At 61.8% G+C, this 16,364-nt stretch carries 18 protein-coding genes and 1 tRNA gene; 7 read left to right on the forward strand and 12 right to left on the reverse strand.

The window, feature by feature from the left end; genetic code table 11:
* Positions 1–71: 71 nt before the first annotated feature.
* The 8 genes from WOB96_RS11255 to pcnB all read right to left on the reverse strand — a co-directional run bounded on the left by WOB96_RS11255 (position 72) and on the right by pcnB (position 7,908).
* On the reverse strand, positions 72–428 hold the full coding sequence (locus WOB96_RS11255; RefSeq protein WP_341371392.1) for a hypothetical protein: 357 nt from the start codon (positions 426–428) through the stop codon (positions 72–74).
* Between the two features lie 133 nt (positions 429–561).
* A complete protein-coding gene (gene panD, locus WOB96_RS11260) occupies positions 562–945 on the reverse strand; it encodes an aspartate 1-decarboxylase (RefSeq protein ID WP_341371393.1) in 384 nt (127 codons plus the stop codon).
* 65 nt (positions 946–1,010) lie between these two features.
* Positions 1,011–1,835, reverse strand: a complete 825-nt coding sequence (gene panC / locus WOB96_RS11265; protein ID WP_341371394.1) for a pantoate--beta-alanine ligase — start codon at positions 1,833–1,835, stop codon at positions 1,011–1,013.
* Positions 1,836–1,837: 2 nt separating this feature from the next.
* A complete protein-coding gene (gene panB / locus WOB96_RS11270; RefSeq protein WP_341371395.1) occupies positions 1,838–2,656 on the reverse strand; it encodes a 3-methyl-2-oxobutanoate hydroxymethyltransferase in 819 nt (272 codons plus the stop codon).
* The gene (locus tag WOB96_RS11275; protein ID WP_341371396.1) at positions 2,657–3,292 is read right to left on the reverse strand and encodes a deoxynucleoside kinase; all 636 of its coding nucleotides are present in this window, start codon (positions 3,290–3,292) and stop codon (positions 2,657–2,659) included.
* A gap of 28 nt (positions 3,293–3,320) precedes the next feature.
* Complete coding sequence (gene folK, locus WOB96_RS11280; RefSeq protein ID WP_341371397.1) at positions 3,321–3,860, reverse strand: 2-amino-4-hydroxy-6-hydroxymethyldihydropteridine diphosphokinase; 540 nt, start codon at positions 3,858–3,860, stop codon at positions 3,321–3,323.
* The gene (locus WOB96_RS11285) at positions 3,800–6,508 is read right to left on the reverse strand and encodes a CBS domain-containing protein (protein ID WP_341371398.1); all 2,709 of its coding nucleotides are present in this window, start codon (positions 6,506–6,508) and stop codon (positions 3,800–3,802) included. Before WOB96_RS11285 ends, folK begins: the two co-directional genes overlap by 61 nt.
* On the reverse strand, positions 6,505–7,908 hold the full coding sequence (pcnB, locus tag WOB96_RS11290) for a polynucleotide adenylyltransferase PcnB (protein ID WP_341371399.1): 1,404 nt from the start codon (positions 7,906–7,908) through the stop codon (positions 6,505–6,507). The genes WOB96_RS11285 and pcnB overlap by 4 nt, the downstream gene beginning before the upstream one ends.
* 292 nt (positions 7,909–8,200) lie before the next feature.
* On the opposite strand from pcnB, the gene WOB96_RS11295 reads away from it, so the two are divergent.
* Positions 8,201–8,276 (forward strand) — tRNA-Glu (locus tag WOB96_RS11295).
* A gap of 32 nt (positions 8,277–8,308) precedes the next feature.
* On the opposite strand, the gene WOB96_RS11300 is transcribed toward WOB96_RS11295, so the two are convergent.
* The gene (locus WOB96_RS11300; RefSeq protein ID WP_341371400.1) at positions 8,309–8,896 is read right to left on the reverse strand and encodes a hypothetical protein; all 588 of its coding nucleotides are present in this window, start codon (positions 8,894–8,896) and stop codon (positions 8,309–8,311) included.
* A gap of 442 nt (positions 8,897–9,338) precedes the next feature.
* Between WOB96_RS11300 and mscL the strand changes: the two genes are divergently transcribed.
* The gene (gene mscL / locus WOB96_RS11305) at positions 9,339–9,764 is read left to right on the forward strand and encodes a large-conductance mechanosensitive channel protein MscL (protein WP_341371401.1); all 426 of its coding nucleotides are present in this window, start codon (positions 9,339–9,341) and stop codon (positions 9,762–9,764) included.
* 56 nt (positions 9,765–9,820) lie between these two features.
* Here the strand turns inward: mscL and WOB96_RS11310 are convergent, their stop codons facing one another.
* The gene (locus tag WOB96_RS11310) at positions 9,821–10,087 is read right to left on the reverse strand and encodes a hypothetical protein (protein WP_341371402.1); all 267 of its coding nucleotides are present in this window, start codon (positions 10,085–10,087) and stop codon (positions 9,821–9,823) included.
* A 147-nt stretch (positions 10,088–10,234) separates the two neighbouring features.
* On the opposite strand from WOB96_RS11310, the gene WOB96_RS11315 reads away from it, so the two are divergent.
* The 5 genes from WOB96_RS11315 to WOB96_RS11335 all read left to right on the forward strand — a co-directional run bounded on the left by WOB96_RS11315 (position 10,235) and on the right by WOB96_RS11335 (position 12,884).
* Positions 10,235–10,501 (forward strand): hypothetical protein, encoded by a 267-nt coding sequence (locus WOB96_RS11315; RefSeq protein ID WP_341371403.1) that lies wholly within the window; start codon positions 10,235–10,237, stop codon positions 10,499–10,501.
* 194 nt (positions 10,502–10,695) lie between these two features.
* Positions 10,696–10,902, forward strand: coding sequence for a dodecin domain-containing protein (locus WOB96_RS11320; RefSeq protein WP_341371404.1), 207 nt, complete (start codon positions 10,696–10,698; stop codon positions 10,900–10,902).
* 93 nt (positions 10,903–10,995) lie between these two features.
* Positions 10,996–11,721 carry a BON domain-containing protein gene (locus WOB96_RS11325; RefSeq protein ID WP_341371405.1) on the forward strand — a complete coding sequence of 242 codons (726 nt, stop codon included), beginning with the start codon at positions 10,996–10,998 and terminating at the stop codon, positions 11,719–11,721.
* 192 nt (positions 11,722–11,913) lie between these two features.
* The gene (locus WOB96_RS11330) at positions 11,914–12,408 is read left to right on the forward strand and encodes an Rsd/AlgQ family anti-sigma factor (protein ID WP_341371406.1); all 495 of its coding nucleotides are present in this window, start codon (positions 11,914–11,916) and stop codon (positions 12,406–12,408) included.
* Positions 12,409–12,455: 47 nt separating this feature from the next.
* Positions 12,456–12,884 carry a hypothetical protein gene (locus tag WOB96_RS11335; protein ID WP_341371407.1) on the forward strand — a complete coding sequence of 143 codons (429 nt, stop codon included), beginning with the start codon at positions 12,456–12,458 and terminating at the stop codon, positions 12,882–12,884.
* Between the two features lie 66 nt (positions 12,885–12,950).
* Here WOB96_RS11335 and tal read toward each other — a convergent pair whose 3' ends face one another.
* Positions 12,951–14,117 (reverse strand): transaldolase, encoded by a 1,167-nt coding sequence (tal, locus tag WOB96_RS11340; protein WP_341371408.1) that lies wholly within the window; start codon positions 14,115–14,117, stop codon positions 12,951–12,953.
* 24 nt (positions 14,118–14,141) lie between these two features.
* Entirely contained in the window at positions 14,142–16,181 is a 2,040-nt protein-coding gene (gene tkt, locus WOB96_RS11345; protein WP_341371409.1) for a transketolase, read from the reverse strand.
* Between the last annotated feature and the right edge of the window lie 183 nt (positions 16,182–16,364).

Here is a 16,364-nt window from a genome sequence, read left to right on the forward strand (position 1 = left end):
CCTTTCTCCAATCACCGGCCAAGGATGCGGCAAGCAGCAGATCCGCATCCAGATAGAACAGGCAGGATGCCTCAGCGCTCCAGCTTGGGCGCCACCAGCAAGGCCTGGGGTACATGCAACTTGATCGCGGTCGCGATCTCCAGGGTAACGCCCGGACGGTTTCGTACCGACACCCAGAGCACGTTCAGCTTCATGTTGAAGTTGGCGAAGACCACTTCGCGATAGTGCACGAGCACTGCCTGGATGCGTTGCAGGCAGGCATCGATGATCTCCGGCGACTGCTTGCCCAGATGCGGGATGAGCATCATGAAATCACTGACAGGACGCCCATCCTCGTCCCGGGTCGGCACCAGTTTCCAGAGAGGGACGCCAGGCTCAAGGGCTTCCGCTTCACAGACCGCGCGCGGGCCGGCTTTGGAGATCTGCATAAGGCCTCCTGCAGAGAGTACTCAGAATCGAAACCGATCCTCCTTGGAGTCAGTCTGGCCGGATCGGTTCGATGCCATCTGCCGGACGCCCGAGCACTGCTGGACTGAGGCGCCGCACAGCCAGGGGATGACTTCAGGATGCTGCCTGAACGGGGATATCGTGGCCGATGCGTGCTATCCGGTTGCCCTCGTCCACATAGACCAGGCGCGGCTTGTGGCGGGCAGCCTCGGCGTTGTCCAGCCCGCAGTAGGCGGCGATGATCACCAGATCTCCCGGTGAGGCCTTGTGCGCAGCGGCGCCGTTCACCGAAATGATGCCGGACCCGGCCTCCGCGACGATGGCGTAGGTCGTGAAGCGCTCGCCGTTGTTCACGTTATAGATATGAATCTGCTCGTACTCGCGGATGCCCGCCGCAGCCAGCAGCTCGGCGTCGATCGCGCAGGAACCCTCATAGTGCAGTTCGGAGTGCGTGACCGTGGCGCGGTGAAGCTTTGCCTTGAGCATTTGAATGAACACAAATTTCTCCTTACCGGCCTGCCCGGGATGAATGCCACCTGCGGCGACCAACGAAATTGTGACTATTATCGCGGATTTACAGGGACATTATCAATGAGCCGGGTCCTGCCAAGCCGGGCGGCGGCAAACCAGCGCAGCGCTCCCCCGCCCTCGGCGGGCTGCAGGGTGGCGGCGTCGAGCAAGTCCAGATATTCAGGTTGAAAGCCCGCCGACTCCAGACGCGACCAGGCCCTCTCCCTGGCGGCGTCGCTTGCAGGCGCAGCCGCCAGCCCGCACAGCACCTGATAAAGCAGTGGCGCCAGCTTGCGTTGTCCGGCATCCAGATAGCCGTTGCGGGAACTCAGGGCAAGGCCGTCCGGCTCGCGCAGGGTCGGCACCGCCACGATTTCCACCGGCAGATTCAGGTCCAGCACCATGCGGCGAATGATCTGCAACTGCTGGAAGTCCTTCTCGCCGAATACCGCCGCCCCAGGCTGCACCAGACCAAAGAGCTTGGCGACGACGGTCGCCATGCCAGTGAAATGGCCGGGCCGGGCCAGCCCACACAGCCGCTCGCTCAGCTCGGCGGGCGGGACCACCGTCGTCAAGCCCTGCCTGCCCAGGGGGTAGAGGGCCTGCTCCGAGGGAGCGAATACGGCGGCCACGCCGGCCGGGCGCAAGCGGGCCAGATCCTGCTCCAGGGTGCGTGGATAGCTGGAAAAGTCTTCCGCTGGCCCGAACTGCAGGGGATTGACAAAGATGCTGACGATCACCGGCCTGCCGGTTTCCTGACCGCGGCGCACCAGTGCCAGGTGCCCCGCGTGGAGATTGCCCATGGTGGGCACGAGTACTGGGCCCGGATTGATGCGCCGCCAGTCGGCGAGCGCTTCAAGGTCCTGCAGCAGCTCCATGCTCAGCCCTCTCCGGACCCGGGATAGGCGCGCTGATGGACATCGTCCACGAACCGGGCCAGGGCATCCTGGCAGAGTGCGGCTCCTTCCAGGTAGCGTCTGACGAAACCGGGGCTCTGGCCCAGGAAAAGGCCAAGCACATCCTGCATGACCAGCACCTGGGCATCGCAGTGCGGCCCGGCGCCGATGCCGATGGTGGGCACGGTGGATTCCGCCGTGATCTGGGCTGCCAGATCGGCCGGCATGGCCTCCAGCACCAGCAGGCGGGCGCCGGCGGCCACCAGCTGGCGCGCATCCTCACGCAGACGGGCAGCCGTGACTTCATCACGCCCCTGCTGGCGATAGCCGCCCAACTGGTGCACCGATTGCGGTGTCAGGCCGATATGCCCACAGACGGGGATGCCGCGGGCGCTGAGAAAGGCCACGGTTTCGGCCATGACCGCTCCGCCTTCGAGCTTGACGACCTCAGCCCCAGCGCGCAACAACTCACCGGCGCTGCGCAAGGCCTGTTCCGGGCTCTCCTGATAGCTCAGGAAGGGCAGATCGCTGATCAGCAGGGCACGCTCGCGGCCCCGGGCGACGGCGCGGGTATGATAGACCATCTGCTCCAGGGTGACGGACAGGGTGTTGTCCTCGCCAGCGAAGGTCATGCCCAGCGAATCGCCCACCAGCAGGGCATCAGCCCCGGCGCGATCCGCAAGTCTTGCGAAGGTGTAGTCATAAGCGGTCAACACCGCCAGGGTTTGCTTGCCGCGGGCGCGATCCCAGTCAATGAGGCTCTGGCGCCTGACCCGGGCTGGCAGCTTGTCGGAATCAGCCATTTAGAAATCCCTATCCTGTAGCATGGCGCTGGCGCCTGCCGAGCGAATGCGCTGAAGCAAGGCCGCGAAGTCCTGCGGATGATGCTCGAAATCGTGGCTTTCGGCATCGATCCTCAGCACGGGCGAGGCCTGATAATGATCGAAAAGGCGATCATAGCCATTCACGAGAGCTTGCAGATAATTTCCGGAAATTGCCTGTTCGTGAACGATGCCACGCCGGCGGATGCGACCTTGCAGAAATCCCACGCCGGCCCGCAGATAAATAATGAGATCCGGTGTCGTGACAGGTGGCTTGAGCGCCTCGTGCACCTGATTATACAGGGAAAACTCCTCCTCTCCGAGGTTCAGGGCAGCAAACAACCGGTCCTTGTCCCACATGAAGTCCGCCACGATGCCGGGCCTGAACAGGTCTGCCTGGCGCAGTCCCTCCATCTGCCGGGCGCGCTGCAACAGAAAGAACAACTGTACCGCCAGGGCATGACGCGCGGGCTCCTCATAGAAGGCCGGCAGGAAGGGATTCTCCTCCGGCAGTTCCAGCAGGAGGGAAAAGCCAAGTGCTTCGGCCAGCCGTCTGGCAAGGGTACTCTTGCCGACCCCAATGGGGCCTTCCACGGCAATGTAGCGCAATTGCGTCAAGATATTCACTCGTTTTCGGAAGCCGGGATCATTCAGCCTGCTTCAGCGGCTGCACCAGATGCCTGTCTGGGCAGCGCAGCCAGGCATCGCGGGCCGTGAGGCCACCAGGCAGCACCCAGTCGCCCGCCACTTCCGCCAGCGGCCCAAGCACAAAGGCCCGCTCGCAGGCACGCGGGTGCGGGATCTCCAGGCGCTCGCCATGCATCACCCGGTCACCATAGAACAGCAGATCCAGATCGAGCACGCGAGGTCCCCAGCGCTGCTCCAGCTGGCGCTGTCTGCCGGCCCCGGCCTCGATGGCAAGCAGGCAGTCGAACAGGGCTTCAGGATCCAGGGTGGTTTCAAGGCCGGCGACGGCATTCACGTAGTCAGGCTGGGCAATGCCGCCGACTGGTGCTGTGCGGTACAGCCGGGAACTGGCGATGAGGCGGCAGCCCGGCAGCCCAGCCAAGGCCTCCAGCGCCCTGCCGACCTGACTGGCGGGTCCATGAAGATTGCTGCCCAGGCCTATCCAGGCGGTTGCGATCGAGCATGGCTCTCCGAGGCCTGCAGGCTTTGCCTTATCCACTGTTTCGCCGTTTCCCGATCCGTGACATGCCCTTCCACCACTGCCCGGCGCAATTGCGCCAGCAGCTCCCCGATGCGGGGCCCGCGGGGTATACCCAGGGCCTGCAGATCCTTGCCGCTCAGAGGAAGACGCAGATCATACTGATGTTGGATGAATTCTGAAACCTGTGCCTGCAGGATTTCGCATTCATCCCAGGACAGCAGGGCCAGCAATCCTTCCATGCTCAGGGGCGACAGAAGCTGATAGCGGGTCCAGGGATCCAGGGGCTTGAGCAGCCTGGAACGTGCCTGCCTCAGCTTTTCCACATCCGAGAGGGCGGCAGAGAGCTCGCGCGCGGGCAACTGGAACTCCCGCAGGCGTTGCCGCAGGCGCGCATCATCCAGATCCCCCCAGAACACGCGTATCCAAAGCCGCCAGCCAGCGACCTCCGGCGCAGCGCGAAACAGCAGCCGATACCAGCGCAGGCTGTCCACCGCCCGGGCGACCCGGGCCCTGAACCGCGCCGGATCCGCCAGCGGTTCACCACGCAGCACCGGCCAGAGGTGCAGCTCAGAGAGCCGGTCGCTCAGCGCCAGTGCATGAGGCAGGTCCAGCAGATAAGACAGCTCACGCCAGAGCCTCGCGCCGGACAACTGGGAGAAGACATCCAGATGCACGGCATTGCGGACCAGACGCTCACTCATGGCGTCCATGAGAAATCCCAGACGCAGCTCAAACCGCAGGGCCCGCAGGATGCGCGTGGGATCCTCGATGAAAGACAGGCTGTGCAGCACGCGGATACGGCGCTCCTTGAGATCCGTGGCGCCATGATAGGGATCCAGCAGCTCCCCGAAGCGCTCGGGATGGATGTGCATGGCCATGGCGTTGATGGTGAAGTCGCGCCGCCACAGGTCCGCCTGTATCCCGCTGGATTCGACCCGGGGCAAGGCGGCGGGTGATGGATAATGTTCCACCCGGCTACTCGCCAGGTCCAGCCGCTCACCGCCCGGAAAACTCAGGGTGGCGGTACCAAAGCTTGGGTGAACCGAGACCTGCAGCTCGGGGTTGCGGGCTTGCAGCTGACGGGCCAGTACGGGCGCTTCGCCCTCCACCACGATATCGACATCCTGGGTCTGGGCATTGAGCAGGAGGTCGCGCACACTGCCGCCCACCAGATAGGCACGCATGTCCAATGACGCCGCCACCTCGCCGAGCTCGCGCAGGCGGCTTTCCCGTGCAGGCCCCCACTGCCCGCGTACCCGTCCGGCGAGATTGCGCCTGGGCGCTGGCCGGGAAGGCTCCAGCGCATGGCTGGCTTCCAGCTGCCGGACATCCCATGGCGTGATCACACCGATCAGATGGCCCTGGGAATCCTGCACACCGATCATGGGCACAGCCGAGCGACCAAGCAGCTCGCGGACACTGGACAAGGTAGCCCGCTCTGCCAGCACCGGCAGGCTTTCCACGTAGTCTGCCAGGGGCCGCGCACCCAGGCCATGGCGCATGGCGTTCTCCAGCAACTGACGGTGGACGTAGCCCAGCGGCGCGCCGGATTCATCCCGCACGGGCATGCCGCGATGTGGGTAGCGGCCCAGCATGTCCAGCGCATCCCGGATGGTCCAGGATGCTTCCAGCGCATGCACCGGGCGAGACATGAAGTCCCGCGCCAGCGGGACGGGGGCAAGATGCTGGTGCAGGACGGCAAGCAGGCTTTCCTCGGCCTCCACGAGCGTCATGCCGTGCAGGGTGGCGGAAGCCGCGGCGGCATGTCCGCCGCCACCCAGGCGGGCGGCAATCTCATTCACCGCCATGCCGGATTCGCCACGCGAGCGCGCGATCAGGGAAATGCGCGCGCCCGAATCGAGCAGGACAAAGGCGGCGTCCGGTTGTTTCATATCCATCAGCCGGCTGACCAGCACGGCGGCATCCTCCACATAGCCCTCGGTGACCAGCGAGGCGAGCAGAATCCGCTTGCCGGAAAGTTCGAGCAACTGCAGATCATGCAAAAGCCGACCCAGCAACTCGATCTGATCCGGATTGAGCCGTTCCTGCAGGAAGCGCCCAACGAATCCGAGATCCGCCTGCCTTTCCAGCAGCCAGGCCAGGGCCAGGAAATCACGCGGTTTCACTCCGGGATAGGTCAGGCCACCGGTATCCTCGAAGATGCCCAGAGCCAGCAGGGTGGCCAGTTCCGGATCAGCCGTCATCCCTCTGGCCCGCAACTGCTCGATGATCAGGGTGGAGTTGGCGCCAGTCGGCGCATGGACCACCTGAACCTGCGGGAGCGTCACCCCTGCTGCGGGATGGTGATCATAGGCCTGCAGCACCACGCGAGGACTGTCGGCCAGCGGTGCCAGGGGCCCCAGACGGCCGGCCTCGCTGCAGTCGACCAGCACCATGCGCTCGACCTGGGCCGGGTCCACTGCCGACAATGGCAGCAGCTTCGCTTCCAGATGCGGTCTTGCAAGAAAAAGCCGGCGCAGATCGCGCGCGGCGCCACCGGGCAGTACGGGAGCACAATCCGGATGCAGGCATAGCGCCCCGAGCAGGGAGGCAAAGCCGTCGAGATCGGCTTGCTCATGGGTGACGATCAGACAGCGGGGGGACTCGGGGGGTGGGCGCTCCGGCGCGAGATCAGGGTGATCTGGCGGTTTTCGGGGAGCGCTCACGGCTGCGCAACATCCTTGCGCTTTGTCGTGCGGCGCCGGCGGCGACGCGGCCCGCGCGTCACCGGCTCACCTTCCACACCCTCGGCACCCGGAGTGGTCGGGGCTGGAGCAACCGGCGCCTCGCGCACCAGTGTCATCTTGCGCTCATTGCTTGCGTCCTGGAACTCGGTCCACCAGGCGCCAAGTTCCTCGGCGACCTCGCCGGCAGCGACGCGCAGCAGCAGAAAGTCATAGGCCGCCCGAAAGCGCGGGTGGGCCAACAGCGAAAAGGGACGGCGGCCGCGCCTTTGCTGAAAGCGTGATTGAAGATCCCATATTTCGCGCATCGGCACGGAGAAGCGCTTGGGAATGGCGATATGGCGGGTCTGCTCTTGCACCACCTGCGAAGCGGCCTGCTGCAGCGCAACCGCCTCGGGCATGCCCTGCTGCACCAGGGTATCCGCTTCCAGCCGCACCGGCTCCCAGAGCAGGGCTGCGAAAAGAAAGGCGGGCGTCACCGGCTTGCCCTCGGCTATGCGGGCATCGGTATTTTCAAGCGCCTTGTGCAGCAGGATGAGCGGAAAGTGCTCATGCTCCCGAGAGAGAGCCCGCTCGGTGGCAGGGAACAGATACTGGAAGAGGTCATGCTGCCGCAGCCATTCGTAACTCTCGACGGCATGCCCCGCCAGAAACAGCTTGAGGCTTTCGTCGAACAGCCGGGCCGGTGGCACCTCGTGCAGCAGGTGACCGAGGGATTGTAAGGGGGCCTCGGTTTCCGGCGCCAGCCGAAAGCCAAGCTTCGCCGCGAAACGGATGGCACGCAGCATGCGAACCGGATCCTCGCGGTAGCGGACCTCAGGCTCGCCGATGACGCGCAGGCGCCCCGCCCGCAGGTCCTCCAGGCCACCGACGCGATCCAGAATGGAGAAATCGGCAATGTTGTAGTACAGGGCGTTGACGGTGAAGTCGCGCCGGAAAATGTCATCTTCCAGGTTGCCATAGAGATTGTCGGCCAGCAGCCGACCGTTCTCATCCTGCACCATTGCATCAGCCCAGCCTTCCACCTCATCCAGGGCTTCGTCCGGATCAAGCGTGTCCTCCACGTCGGCTTGCTGATTGCCACAGCGGAAGGTGGCGACTTCAATGATCTCCTGCTGGAAATAGACATGCACCAGAATGAAGCGCCGGCCGATCAGGCGGGCATTGCGGAAGATGCGCCGGACCTCCTCAGGACGGGCGTCGGTGACGACATCAAAATCCTTGGGCTCCCGGCCGAGCAGCAGGTCACGCACGCCCCCGCCCACGAGATAGGCCTGGAACCCGGCGTCCTTCAAGCCATACAGAACCCGGAGTGCGGCCTGGCTGATCTGTTTGCGTGACAGCTCATGCGCAGACCGGGGTACGAGATAGGGCTGCTCCACAGAAACCTGTATTTCAGGAGTCTGAGCGTCAGGCGCGGGAGCAGGGATAATGCCACTATTGATGAATTCTTTTAAGGAAACCAATCCTTTTAACCTTGACCTGCACTCAATGAAGTCAGGAAAGTGGCCCGCGACCCGGCCACAACGGCAATACATGGATTACCGGGACAGTTTACACCATAAAGAGGTTCAGATGGGAAGCGGGAGGCGACATGCCGACTGATCGGGCATTCGCTGGAGCAGGAGATGGGCTTGCCACGCGAGGAAAACGGCATATAATGGGTGATTCAACGCTCCCATCGTCTAGCGGTCCAGGACACCGGCCTCTCACGTCGGTAACAGGGGTTCGAACCCCCTTGGGAGCGCCACTTCCCCAGCACTATCCGGACACAGCGCCAATTCAGCGATGCATCCGCGCCTGCATGTGCAGTTTTTGCGGGCGGGTCAGCCTCCCAACGGACGAGACTTTCACCTGCCGCAGCCGTGTTCTGGAAACAGCGGATCCGGAAAACCCCAGCGCAGGATCCAGGCTGAACAATCCGCCCTGTAGGTAGCTTGCCATTAGCTGAGCCCAGGGCCCTGCATGGCCCGCGCCAGACCTGGCGTTACCGATCTCGGGCCGCACCTCCATTGAAAGGTCCTGGGCATCCCTGCCGAAGCGATCATACTCCCTGTCATCGAGTGCGGCCGCACCAAGAGCCCTGGGCGCCTTTTTCTCAGGGACCTGGACGGCAGGATCAGCATCTTTTGACTCACGATTGATGTGTTCACCCAGCGGGATCTCCAGGGGGCCGCCCTGAATCGAGACGCTAACCTTGTCGCCGGTGAAAACCGCTGTCATTTTCCCCTCGATGTTCATCTGGTTTTCCATGAACAGCAGCGGTTGCGGTACGTTGCCGGGCTCATCAGTCATGGCCGATGTGGCCATCGGACTGCCAAGCGCCAGGGCCAGCAGGCATGATCGCAGTACTGGTATGAAAACTTTCATCAGCAATTCGCCCACATGTCTCCCATAGGGAGATCGTCAATTCGGGAAAGGCCGGATCTCGGAGCAGAGATCCAGCATCCCTCAGGGTCATTCAACAACTCCAAGAATAGTCACTGACCAGCCATCATGCAATGGCGATTATTTACAACATTGACCAGCAATCTGTTGGCAGATTCCAACGCTTTTCCATTTCCTCTCGAATGCAGAAAGTTCAACTGAAGTTCCGGACATTTACAGATCAGGAGCAGCAACATTTGTCGGACCAAAGTCCTATCTGACTTTCGTCAGGAACAGTGGTCGAGCGCGCCAGCAGGATTGGGGCGGATATCGCAACTCGATGGCGGGACGGGCCGCTCGGCCCTTGCAGCGCCACGACCGGGGCGATAGGCTTTCGTGTGGTCGAGACATTCGCGACGAACTCTTTATATTTACTGGAGGCTTCATGGGCATGATTGCCGAATTCAGGCAATTTGCCATCAAGGGCAATGTGGTTGACCTCGCCATCGGCATCATCATTGGCGCCGCTTTCGGCAAGATCGTCAACTCCCTGGTAGCGGACATCATCATGCCTCCCATCGGGCTTTTGCTCGGACGGGTGGATTTCAGCGAGCTTTACGTCAATCTCTCCGCCAGGTCCTACCCTTCCCTGGCCGCCGCCAAGGCCGCGGGCGCTCCGACCATCAACTACGGCGTGTTTCTCAATCAGGTCGTCAGCTTCCTGATCGTCGCGTTTGCCGTTTTCCTGCTGGTACGGGTGATCAATCACCTGCGCCGCCTGGAAGTCGAGCGCCCCAGCACACCGCCCGCGCCCACGCGCGAAGAAGCTCTGCTGACCGAAATTCGCGACCTCCTGCGCGAGCGCAAGTAGGATTTCGATTCTTCCCTTTTAAACCGGGTTGCAGGCCACGATTCTCTTTACCAGGGTCACCATCCTTGCCAGCCTGGCTCCTGGAAAAGGAATGCTGCCGGTCCTTCGCCAGCTCCCCTTTCCTTCTTCCCAACCTTTGTCTTAGGGCGAAAGACATATTTCTGGAACTTTTTGCAAAACGTATGTTTTGAGCGCAAGGCGCAAATATGCGCGAGAGGAAGCCTGAATATGCAAGCCTTTGGCGGCACCTGCAATTGCCATTCATCGGCACAAAAAAGCCCGGCAGAGCCGGGCGAAGGAATGAACATGCGTATATCGATCATATCCAGACCTGGCCTGAGCGGTATCAGACTTCAGTCCTAGCGCCCGGGACAGACCTTGGGCTTACAACCCAAGCCAGTGGCTGGAACCCTGATAAATATCAATACTTTCCGACCTGCCCCACGTTAAAACCGTAGAGGAGCCCATTCATGAACAAGCTGTGCCGGCGAGTTTCCAGCCTGCTGGTGGGAGCCTGCATTGCCGCGCCCCTCTCAGGCTGGGCTGAAGCCGCTTCAACGGACGAGAAGGACAACAGACCAGAGGCGTCCCAGGAGCAAAGGCAGATTCCCCAGCAAGACCGGAAAGCCTGGGAAAACGCGCCAATGCCGAACAGGCAGATCATCCCACCGGGCGTGGACATGCCGATCATCATACAGGAAAAGCCGGTAAACACCGGGATCGTCAAACAGATCTGAAACCCGCCAGCAATGGAGCAGCGTCTTAGACCATCAAATCCGGATTTGATGCCATTTCTTTCATGAAACCTCGGTTGGATGGATCAGCGACCCTGAAGGGTGGAAACTGTGCCCACCAATCGCCCCTGCACCGGCTGCCAGGGCAAGGTGGCCTTGCAGGACAAGTCCAGGCACTTTCCATGGAGGCAACAAAAATGGCTGACTCGATCAACGTACTTGAAGTGCTTTCGCAATCCGAAAAGAGCTGGGAAGACGCGGCCAGCCGCGCAGTGGCCGATTTCTCCGGTCGCATGGATGTCAAATCCGTTTACATCCACCATCTCGAAGCCGTGGTGGAGAAAGGCAAGGTGGTGGAATACCGCATCAATGCCAAACTCAGCGGCATCATGAAGAATGCCTGATCTTCAGCATCATGCGCGGCAGCACGCATTGTTGCCGCGTTTCGCCGGGGCTGTGGCCCCGGCAGGAATTCGTTAAACATGTGAGGCAATCCCATGGCTGCTCGCGATGAGATCCTGAACGAACTCAAGGCTGTCCTGACCCATGAGGCGCACCTGGACATGCATGAAAGCCCGCTGGACATCGACCTTGAGGATGGCGTTCTGCTGCTTTCGGGCGAAGTGGAGCACATCGCCGCGAAGAAACGCGCGGTGGAACTGGCTTCCGGCATCGAGGGCGTCAAGGAGGTAAGGGACCTGCTGACGGTCAAACCGGCATCCCGGATGGGTGATGAGGAAATACGCAATCACGTGCGCGACCTGCTTCTGCAGGAGCCGGAACTGCATTTCTATGCCATTCGGCAACAGGATGCAGAGGGGCTGCGCGAGATGCGCCCGATGAGCGGTGACCTGGAATGCTATATCAACGTAGCCGTTGAAGATGGCATCGTCACCCTCGAAGGTCAGGCTGACAGTCTGGCGCGCATGCGCATGGCAGGCGTGCTGGCCTGGTGGGTGCCTGGCACCCGGGCCGTGCGCAACCGGATCGCCATCGTGCCGGCGGAAGAGGATAATGATCTGGAAGTGGGTGATAACCTGCTGCGCATCCTGGAAAAGGATCCCTACGTGGATGCCACGCAGATCCAGGTCCGGGTGCAGGACCACGTAGTGACCCTCAGTGGCGCCGTCATTGGCCCCAGGGAGCGCGACATGGCGGAGTCGGACGCCTGGTTCATGCCCGGCGTGAAAAATGTGATCAATCAGATCCAGGTCAATCCCTGAACCTCAAACCCTGTGCCATCTTGCGGCTCCGGCGTCCGCGCCGGGGCCTTTGTGCCCTCACGCCATCCTTCATAAGCGCCCGCATCTGGCCTGATCCGGGCCACGCGCTGGAATCCCGTACCTTTCCTGGTTAACAAAATGTTCGCGAAAAGGTATAGTCAAATTTCGACCATGAAGAGAGAAAGCATCGGAATGAATAGCCAAAACGAAGCATCAGGCAACACATCCGAAAAGCGCAGCATGGCAGGTGAACTCGTCCGGAAACTGGTCACGGAACGCAACGAGGTGCTGGTGCTGTTTTGCCGGCTGGCCGGCCTGGATCCCTTCGAAGACAAACCCGCCAGGACCACCCCTGCCGAACTCCTGGAATCCTTCTGCCAGAAGCTGGTCGACTATATCGCTGCCGGCCATTTCATTCTCTATGACCGCATCCTGCGTGGCGAGGAGCGCCGCGATGAGATCCGCAAGGTGGCCGAGGAGGTCTACCCCGCCATCGCCAGCACCACGGAAGCCGCGCTGGACTTCAACGACAAGTACAATTGCGGAGATCACTGCCAGATCACCAACAGTCTGTTCCAGGATCTGTCGAAGCTGGGCGAGGTTCTGGCGCAACGGATCGAACTGGAGGACCAGCTGGCGCGCCTGCTATGCCAGAGCTGCAACCTCCGCCAGGCAAGTGCTGGCTGACTCGCGGAACGCTTCCAGAGAATCTGCCACCCTCCCGGAGACCGGACATGATCATCAACCCCTTTGCGCCGCCCAGCGGCCCCATCGAAAAGCGCATCACCCTGAAAACCAAGGGTGGCGAGCAGGTCAGCACGGACTTCACGCTGGCTGACAACAAGGGGAGGAAGTCTGCTGCCGAATATATCCACCATCTGTTTGCCACCATCAAGGACAAGCTGGGCGAACCGGCCATGTTCCAGGGTTTTCAGCCCGCCAACCCGAACAATCAGGAAGAGCTCAAGCACATGATCCTGTTCATCGCCTCATTTCATGACGCGATGTTCGGCACCTTCAATCGTGTTTCCAAACTGCCTGACGAAGAGCGCAGTGAATTCATCGAAATATTCCTGCTGGCCTGCGCCACGGTGCTGGAAGGCAAGAACATCCTGATCGATCTGGGCAAGGGCAAGATTTCAAATGAATCGGCCATGATTTAAGGCAGCCACGGCCAAAAGAAGGGGCGCTCCGGCAGCCACCGGCGCGCCCCTTCTTTGCTGGAAGGCCTACTTTGCGGGCTGAGCCCCCTTGCTTGCGGCCTCCCCCGCCCGGGTCTGCCCTTCACCGCCGAGCAGCGAACGCTTCTTTTCAATGATGTCGAGAATCTGATCGAAAGGCTCGACAAATTTCTGCATACCTTCGGTCATGAGCAGTTCCGTCACCTCGCGGAAACTGATCCCGAGTTTCTCCAGGGCCTGCATGGTCTGCCGCGCCTCCTCCATGCCCTCCATCACGGTGTCACGCACGACGCCGTGGTCAGCGAAGGCAGCAATGGTTTCATCCGGCATGGTGTTGACAGTATCCGGCCCGATCAGGGGCTCGACATACATCACATCGCGATAATCGGGATTCTTGGTGCTGGTGCTGGCCCAGAGCATGCGCTGGACCTTGGCACCCTGGCGTTCGAGCACCTGCCAGCGTGGATCATCAAGGATTTCGCGGAAGCGCTGATAGGCCAGCTTGGCATTGGCAACCGCCATCTTGCCCAGCAGATCCTGCGGCTGGATGCCATCCACCGGGCCAAGCGCCTTGAGCCGCTTGTCCACCTCCACATCGATGCGGCTCAGGAAGAAGCTGGCCACCGAACTCAATGCATTGATGGACTTGCCCTGCTCCAGCCGCCGCTCCAGGGCGCGGATATAGGCCCAGGCCACCGCCTCGTAGCTCTCGATGGAAAAAAGCAGGGTGACATTGATGGGAATGCCCTCGAACAGGGCTTCCTCGATGGCCGGCACCGCCTCCGGCGTGCCCGGGATCTTGATCATGACATTGGGGCGCTGGACCATCCGGTGCAGGCGCCGGGCCTCTTCCAGCGAACCCTGCATGTCATGGGCAAGGTGCGGCGAGACCTCCAGGCTGACATAGCCGTCCAGGCCCTTTGACTCGTCATAGACTGGCCGGAACAGATCGCAGGCGGCCTGGATATCCTGGATGGCCAGGGCCTCATAGATTTCAGGGGTCGGGCGCCGTTCGTCGATGAGCCTTTCAATCTGCTCGTCGTAGTCCTGGCTCTTGCCGATGGCCTTGCCGAAGATAGCCGGGTTTGAAGTCTGCCCGCGCAGGCCCTCGTCGTGGATGCGCCGGGCAAGTTCACCGTTTCGTAGCATCTGACGCGTGAGATTGTCGAGCCAGTAGCTCTGACCGTGGGCCAGCAGTTGCAATAAGGGATTCATGCGGTACTCCTTGTGGTGGCTACGTTACTTACCGAGCAGTTTTCGGGCTTTTTCCAGAATGTGCTCGACCGTGAAACCAAAATGCTGGAAGTTGTCCTCACCCGGGGCACTGGCGCCAAAACGGTCGATGCCGATCACATCCCCCGCGTCACCCACCCATTCCCGCCAGCCGAAGCTGGCGCCGGCCTCGATGGCCAGACGGGCGGTGACGCGTGGCGGCAGGACCGTGTCACGATAGGCTTTGGGCTGGGCGCGGAACAACTCCCAGCAGGGCAGGCTCACCACACGCACCCCAATGTCCTCTTCCGCCAACCTTTGCTGGGCCGCCATCGCCAGATGCACCTCCGAACCACTGGCAATCAGGATGAGATCCGGGGACTGCCAAGGCTCCTTCAATAGAATATAGCCGCCTTTGAGCACGCCGAGCATGCTGTTGGTCTTGCGCTGATCCAGGACGGGGACCTTCTGGCGCGTGAGCACCAGCACCGTGGGCCCATTGCGTCGCGCCAGGGCGGCCCGCCAGGCAAAACCGGTCTCGTTGGCATCGGCCGGGCGGATGACGTGAAGGTTCGGCATGGCGCGCAATGCGGCGAGATGTTCGATGGGCTGGTGCGTGGGGCCATCCTCGCCAAGCCCGATGGAGTCGTGGGTCATGACATAGATGACCGGGAGTTCCATCAGGGCGGCCAGGCGGATCGCCGGGCGCGCGTAATCGGTAAAGACAAAGAAGGTAGCCGCGAAAGGCCGCAGGCCACCGTGCAGCATCATGCCGGAACTGGCGGCACACATGCAGTGCTCGCGCACGCCCCAGTGGATGTTGCGGTTCTCGTAGGCCCCCTTCTCAAAATCCCCGGAGGACTTGATCAGGGTACTGGTCGAGGGTGCCAGATCGGCGCTGCCGCCAATGAGCCAGGGAATGCGCTCTGCCAATGCATTCAGGACCTTGCCCGAGGCAGAGCGGGTGGCGACGGCGCCCTCACCGGGCTGGAATCGCGGCAGATCCTCCTCCCACTCAGGTGTCAGTTCGCCCCAGAGCGCGGCATTGAGCTGTTCGGCCAGATCGCTGTACGCATGCTTGTAGGCTGACAGCAACCTTTGCCAGTCCTGCTCCAGGTCCCCTCCCCGTTCAACCGCCTCTCCCAGGTGCTCGCGAACCGCCTCCGGCACCAGGAATTGGGCATCCTCGGGCCAGCCATAATGGCGCTTGGCGCCCCTGATCTCCTCCTCGCCCAGGGGCGCGCCGTGGGCCTCCGCCGAATCCTGCAGCTTGGGAGCGCCATAGCCGATGTGGGAACGCACGATGATCAGCGATGGCCGGGTCAGATCCGCGCGGGCGTTGTTGAAGGCGGTCTTGAGTGCGTCGAGATCGTTGGCCGCGTCGCCAAGGTTCTGCACCTGCCAGTGGTAGCCCTCGAAGCGCTTGGCGGTGTCATCCGAGAAGGCGAGATCCGTTGCACCCTCGATCGAAATCCGGTTGTCGTCATAAAGGACGATGAGCTTGCCCAGCCCGAGATGTCCTGCCAGTGAAGCGGCCTCATGAGAGGCACCCTCCATGAAGTCGCCATCGCTGCAGAACACATAGGTGAAGTGGTCGATGATGGGGAAATCCGGGCGATTGTAGACCGCCGCCAGATGCGCCTCGGCCATGGCCATGCCGACGGCGTTCATGAATCCCTGACCCAAGGGGCCGGTGGATGTCTCAATACCCGGGGTGATGCCGTATTCCGGGTGGCCGGGCGTGCGGCTTCCCAATTGTCGAAACTGGCGGATGTCCTCCAGGCTCAGATCATAGCCGCTCAGGTGCAGCATGGCATAGAGCAGCATCGAGGCATGTCCCATGGACAGCACGAAGCGATCGCGGTTGAACCAGTGCGGGTTTTTCGGGTTGTGGCGGAGAAACTGGGTCCAGAGCACGTAGGCGGCCGGCGCCATGGCCATGGGTGTGCCCGGATGGCCCGATGCGGCCTGCTGAACCGCGTCCATGGCCAGGGTGCGAATGGTGTTGATGGATAGGTCGTCGATCTGTTGCGCTGCGTCCTGTGGTATGTCTGCCGAATTACCCATGCATAGATATCCCATACTGTCCGGCAGCTTCCCCAAACTGCCAAATACCCAATGATTCGTCAGAACGTGCTGGCCATGTTTGGCTCAGGCAAGCCCTGTTCATTTGATGACTCAGCTGCCAAAGGGTTTCAAAGAGTGACGTGCTCAGCCTCCTACCATGGGCTGATGGCAGAAAGCCGCCAA

It is taken from the genome of Thermithiobacillus plumbiphilus, assembly GCF_038070005.1.
Classification (GTDB): Bacteria; Pseudomonadota; Gammaproteobacteria; order Acidithiobacillales; family Thermithiobacillaceae; genus JBBPCO01.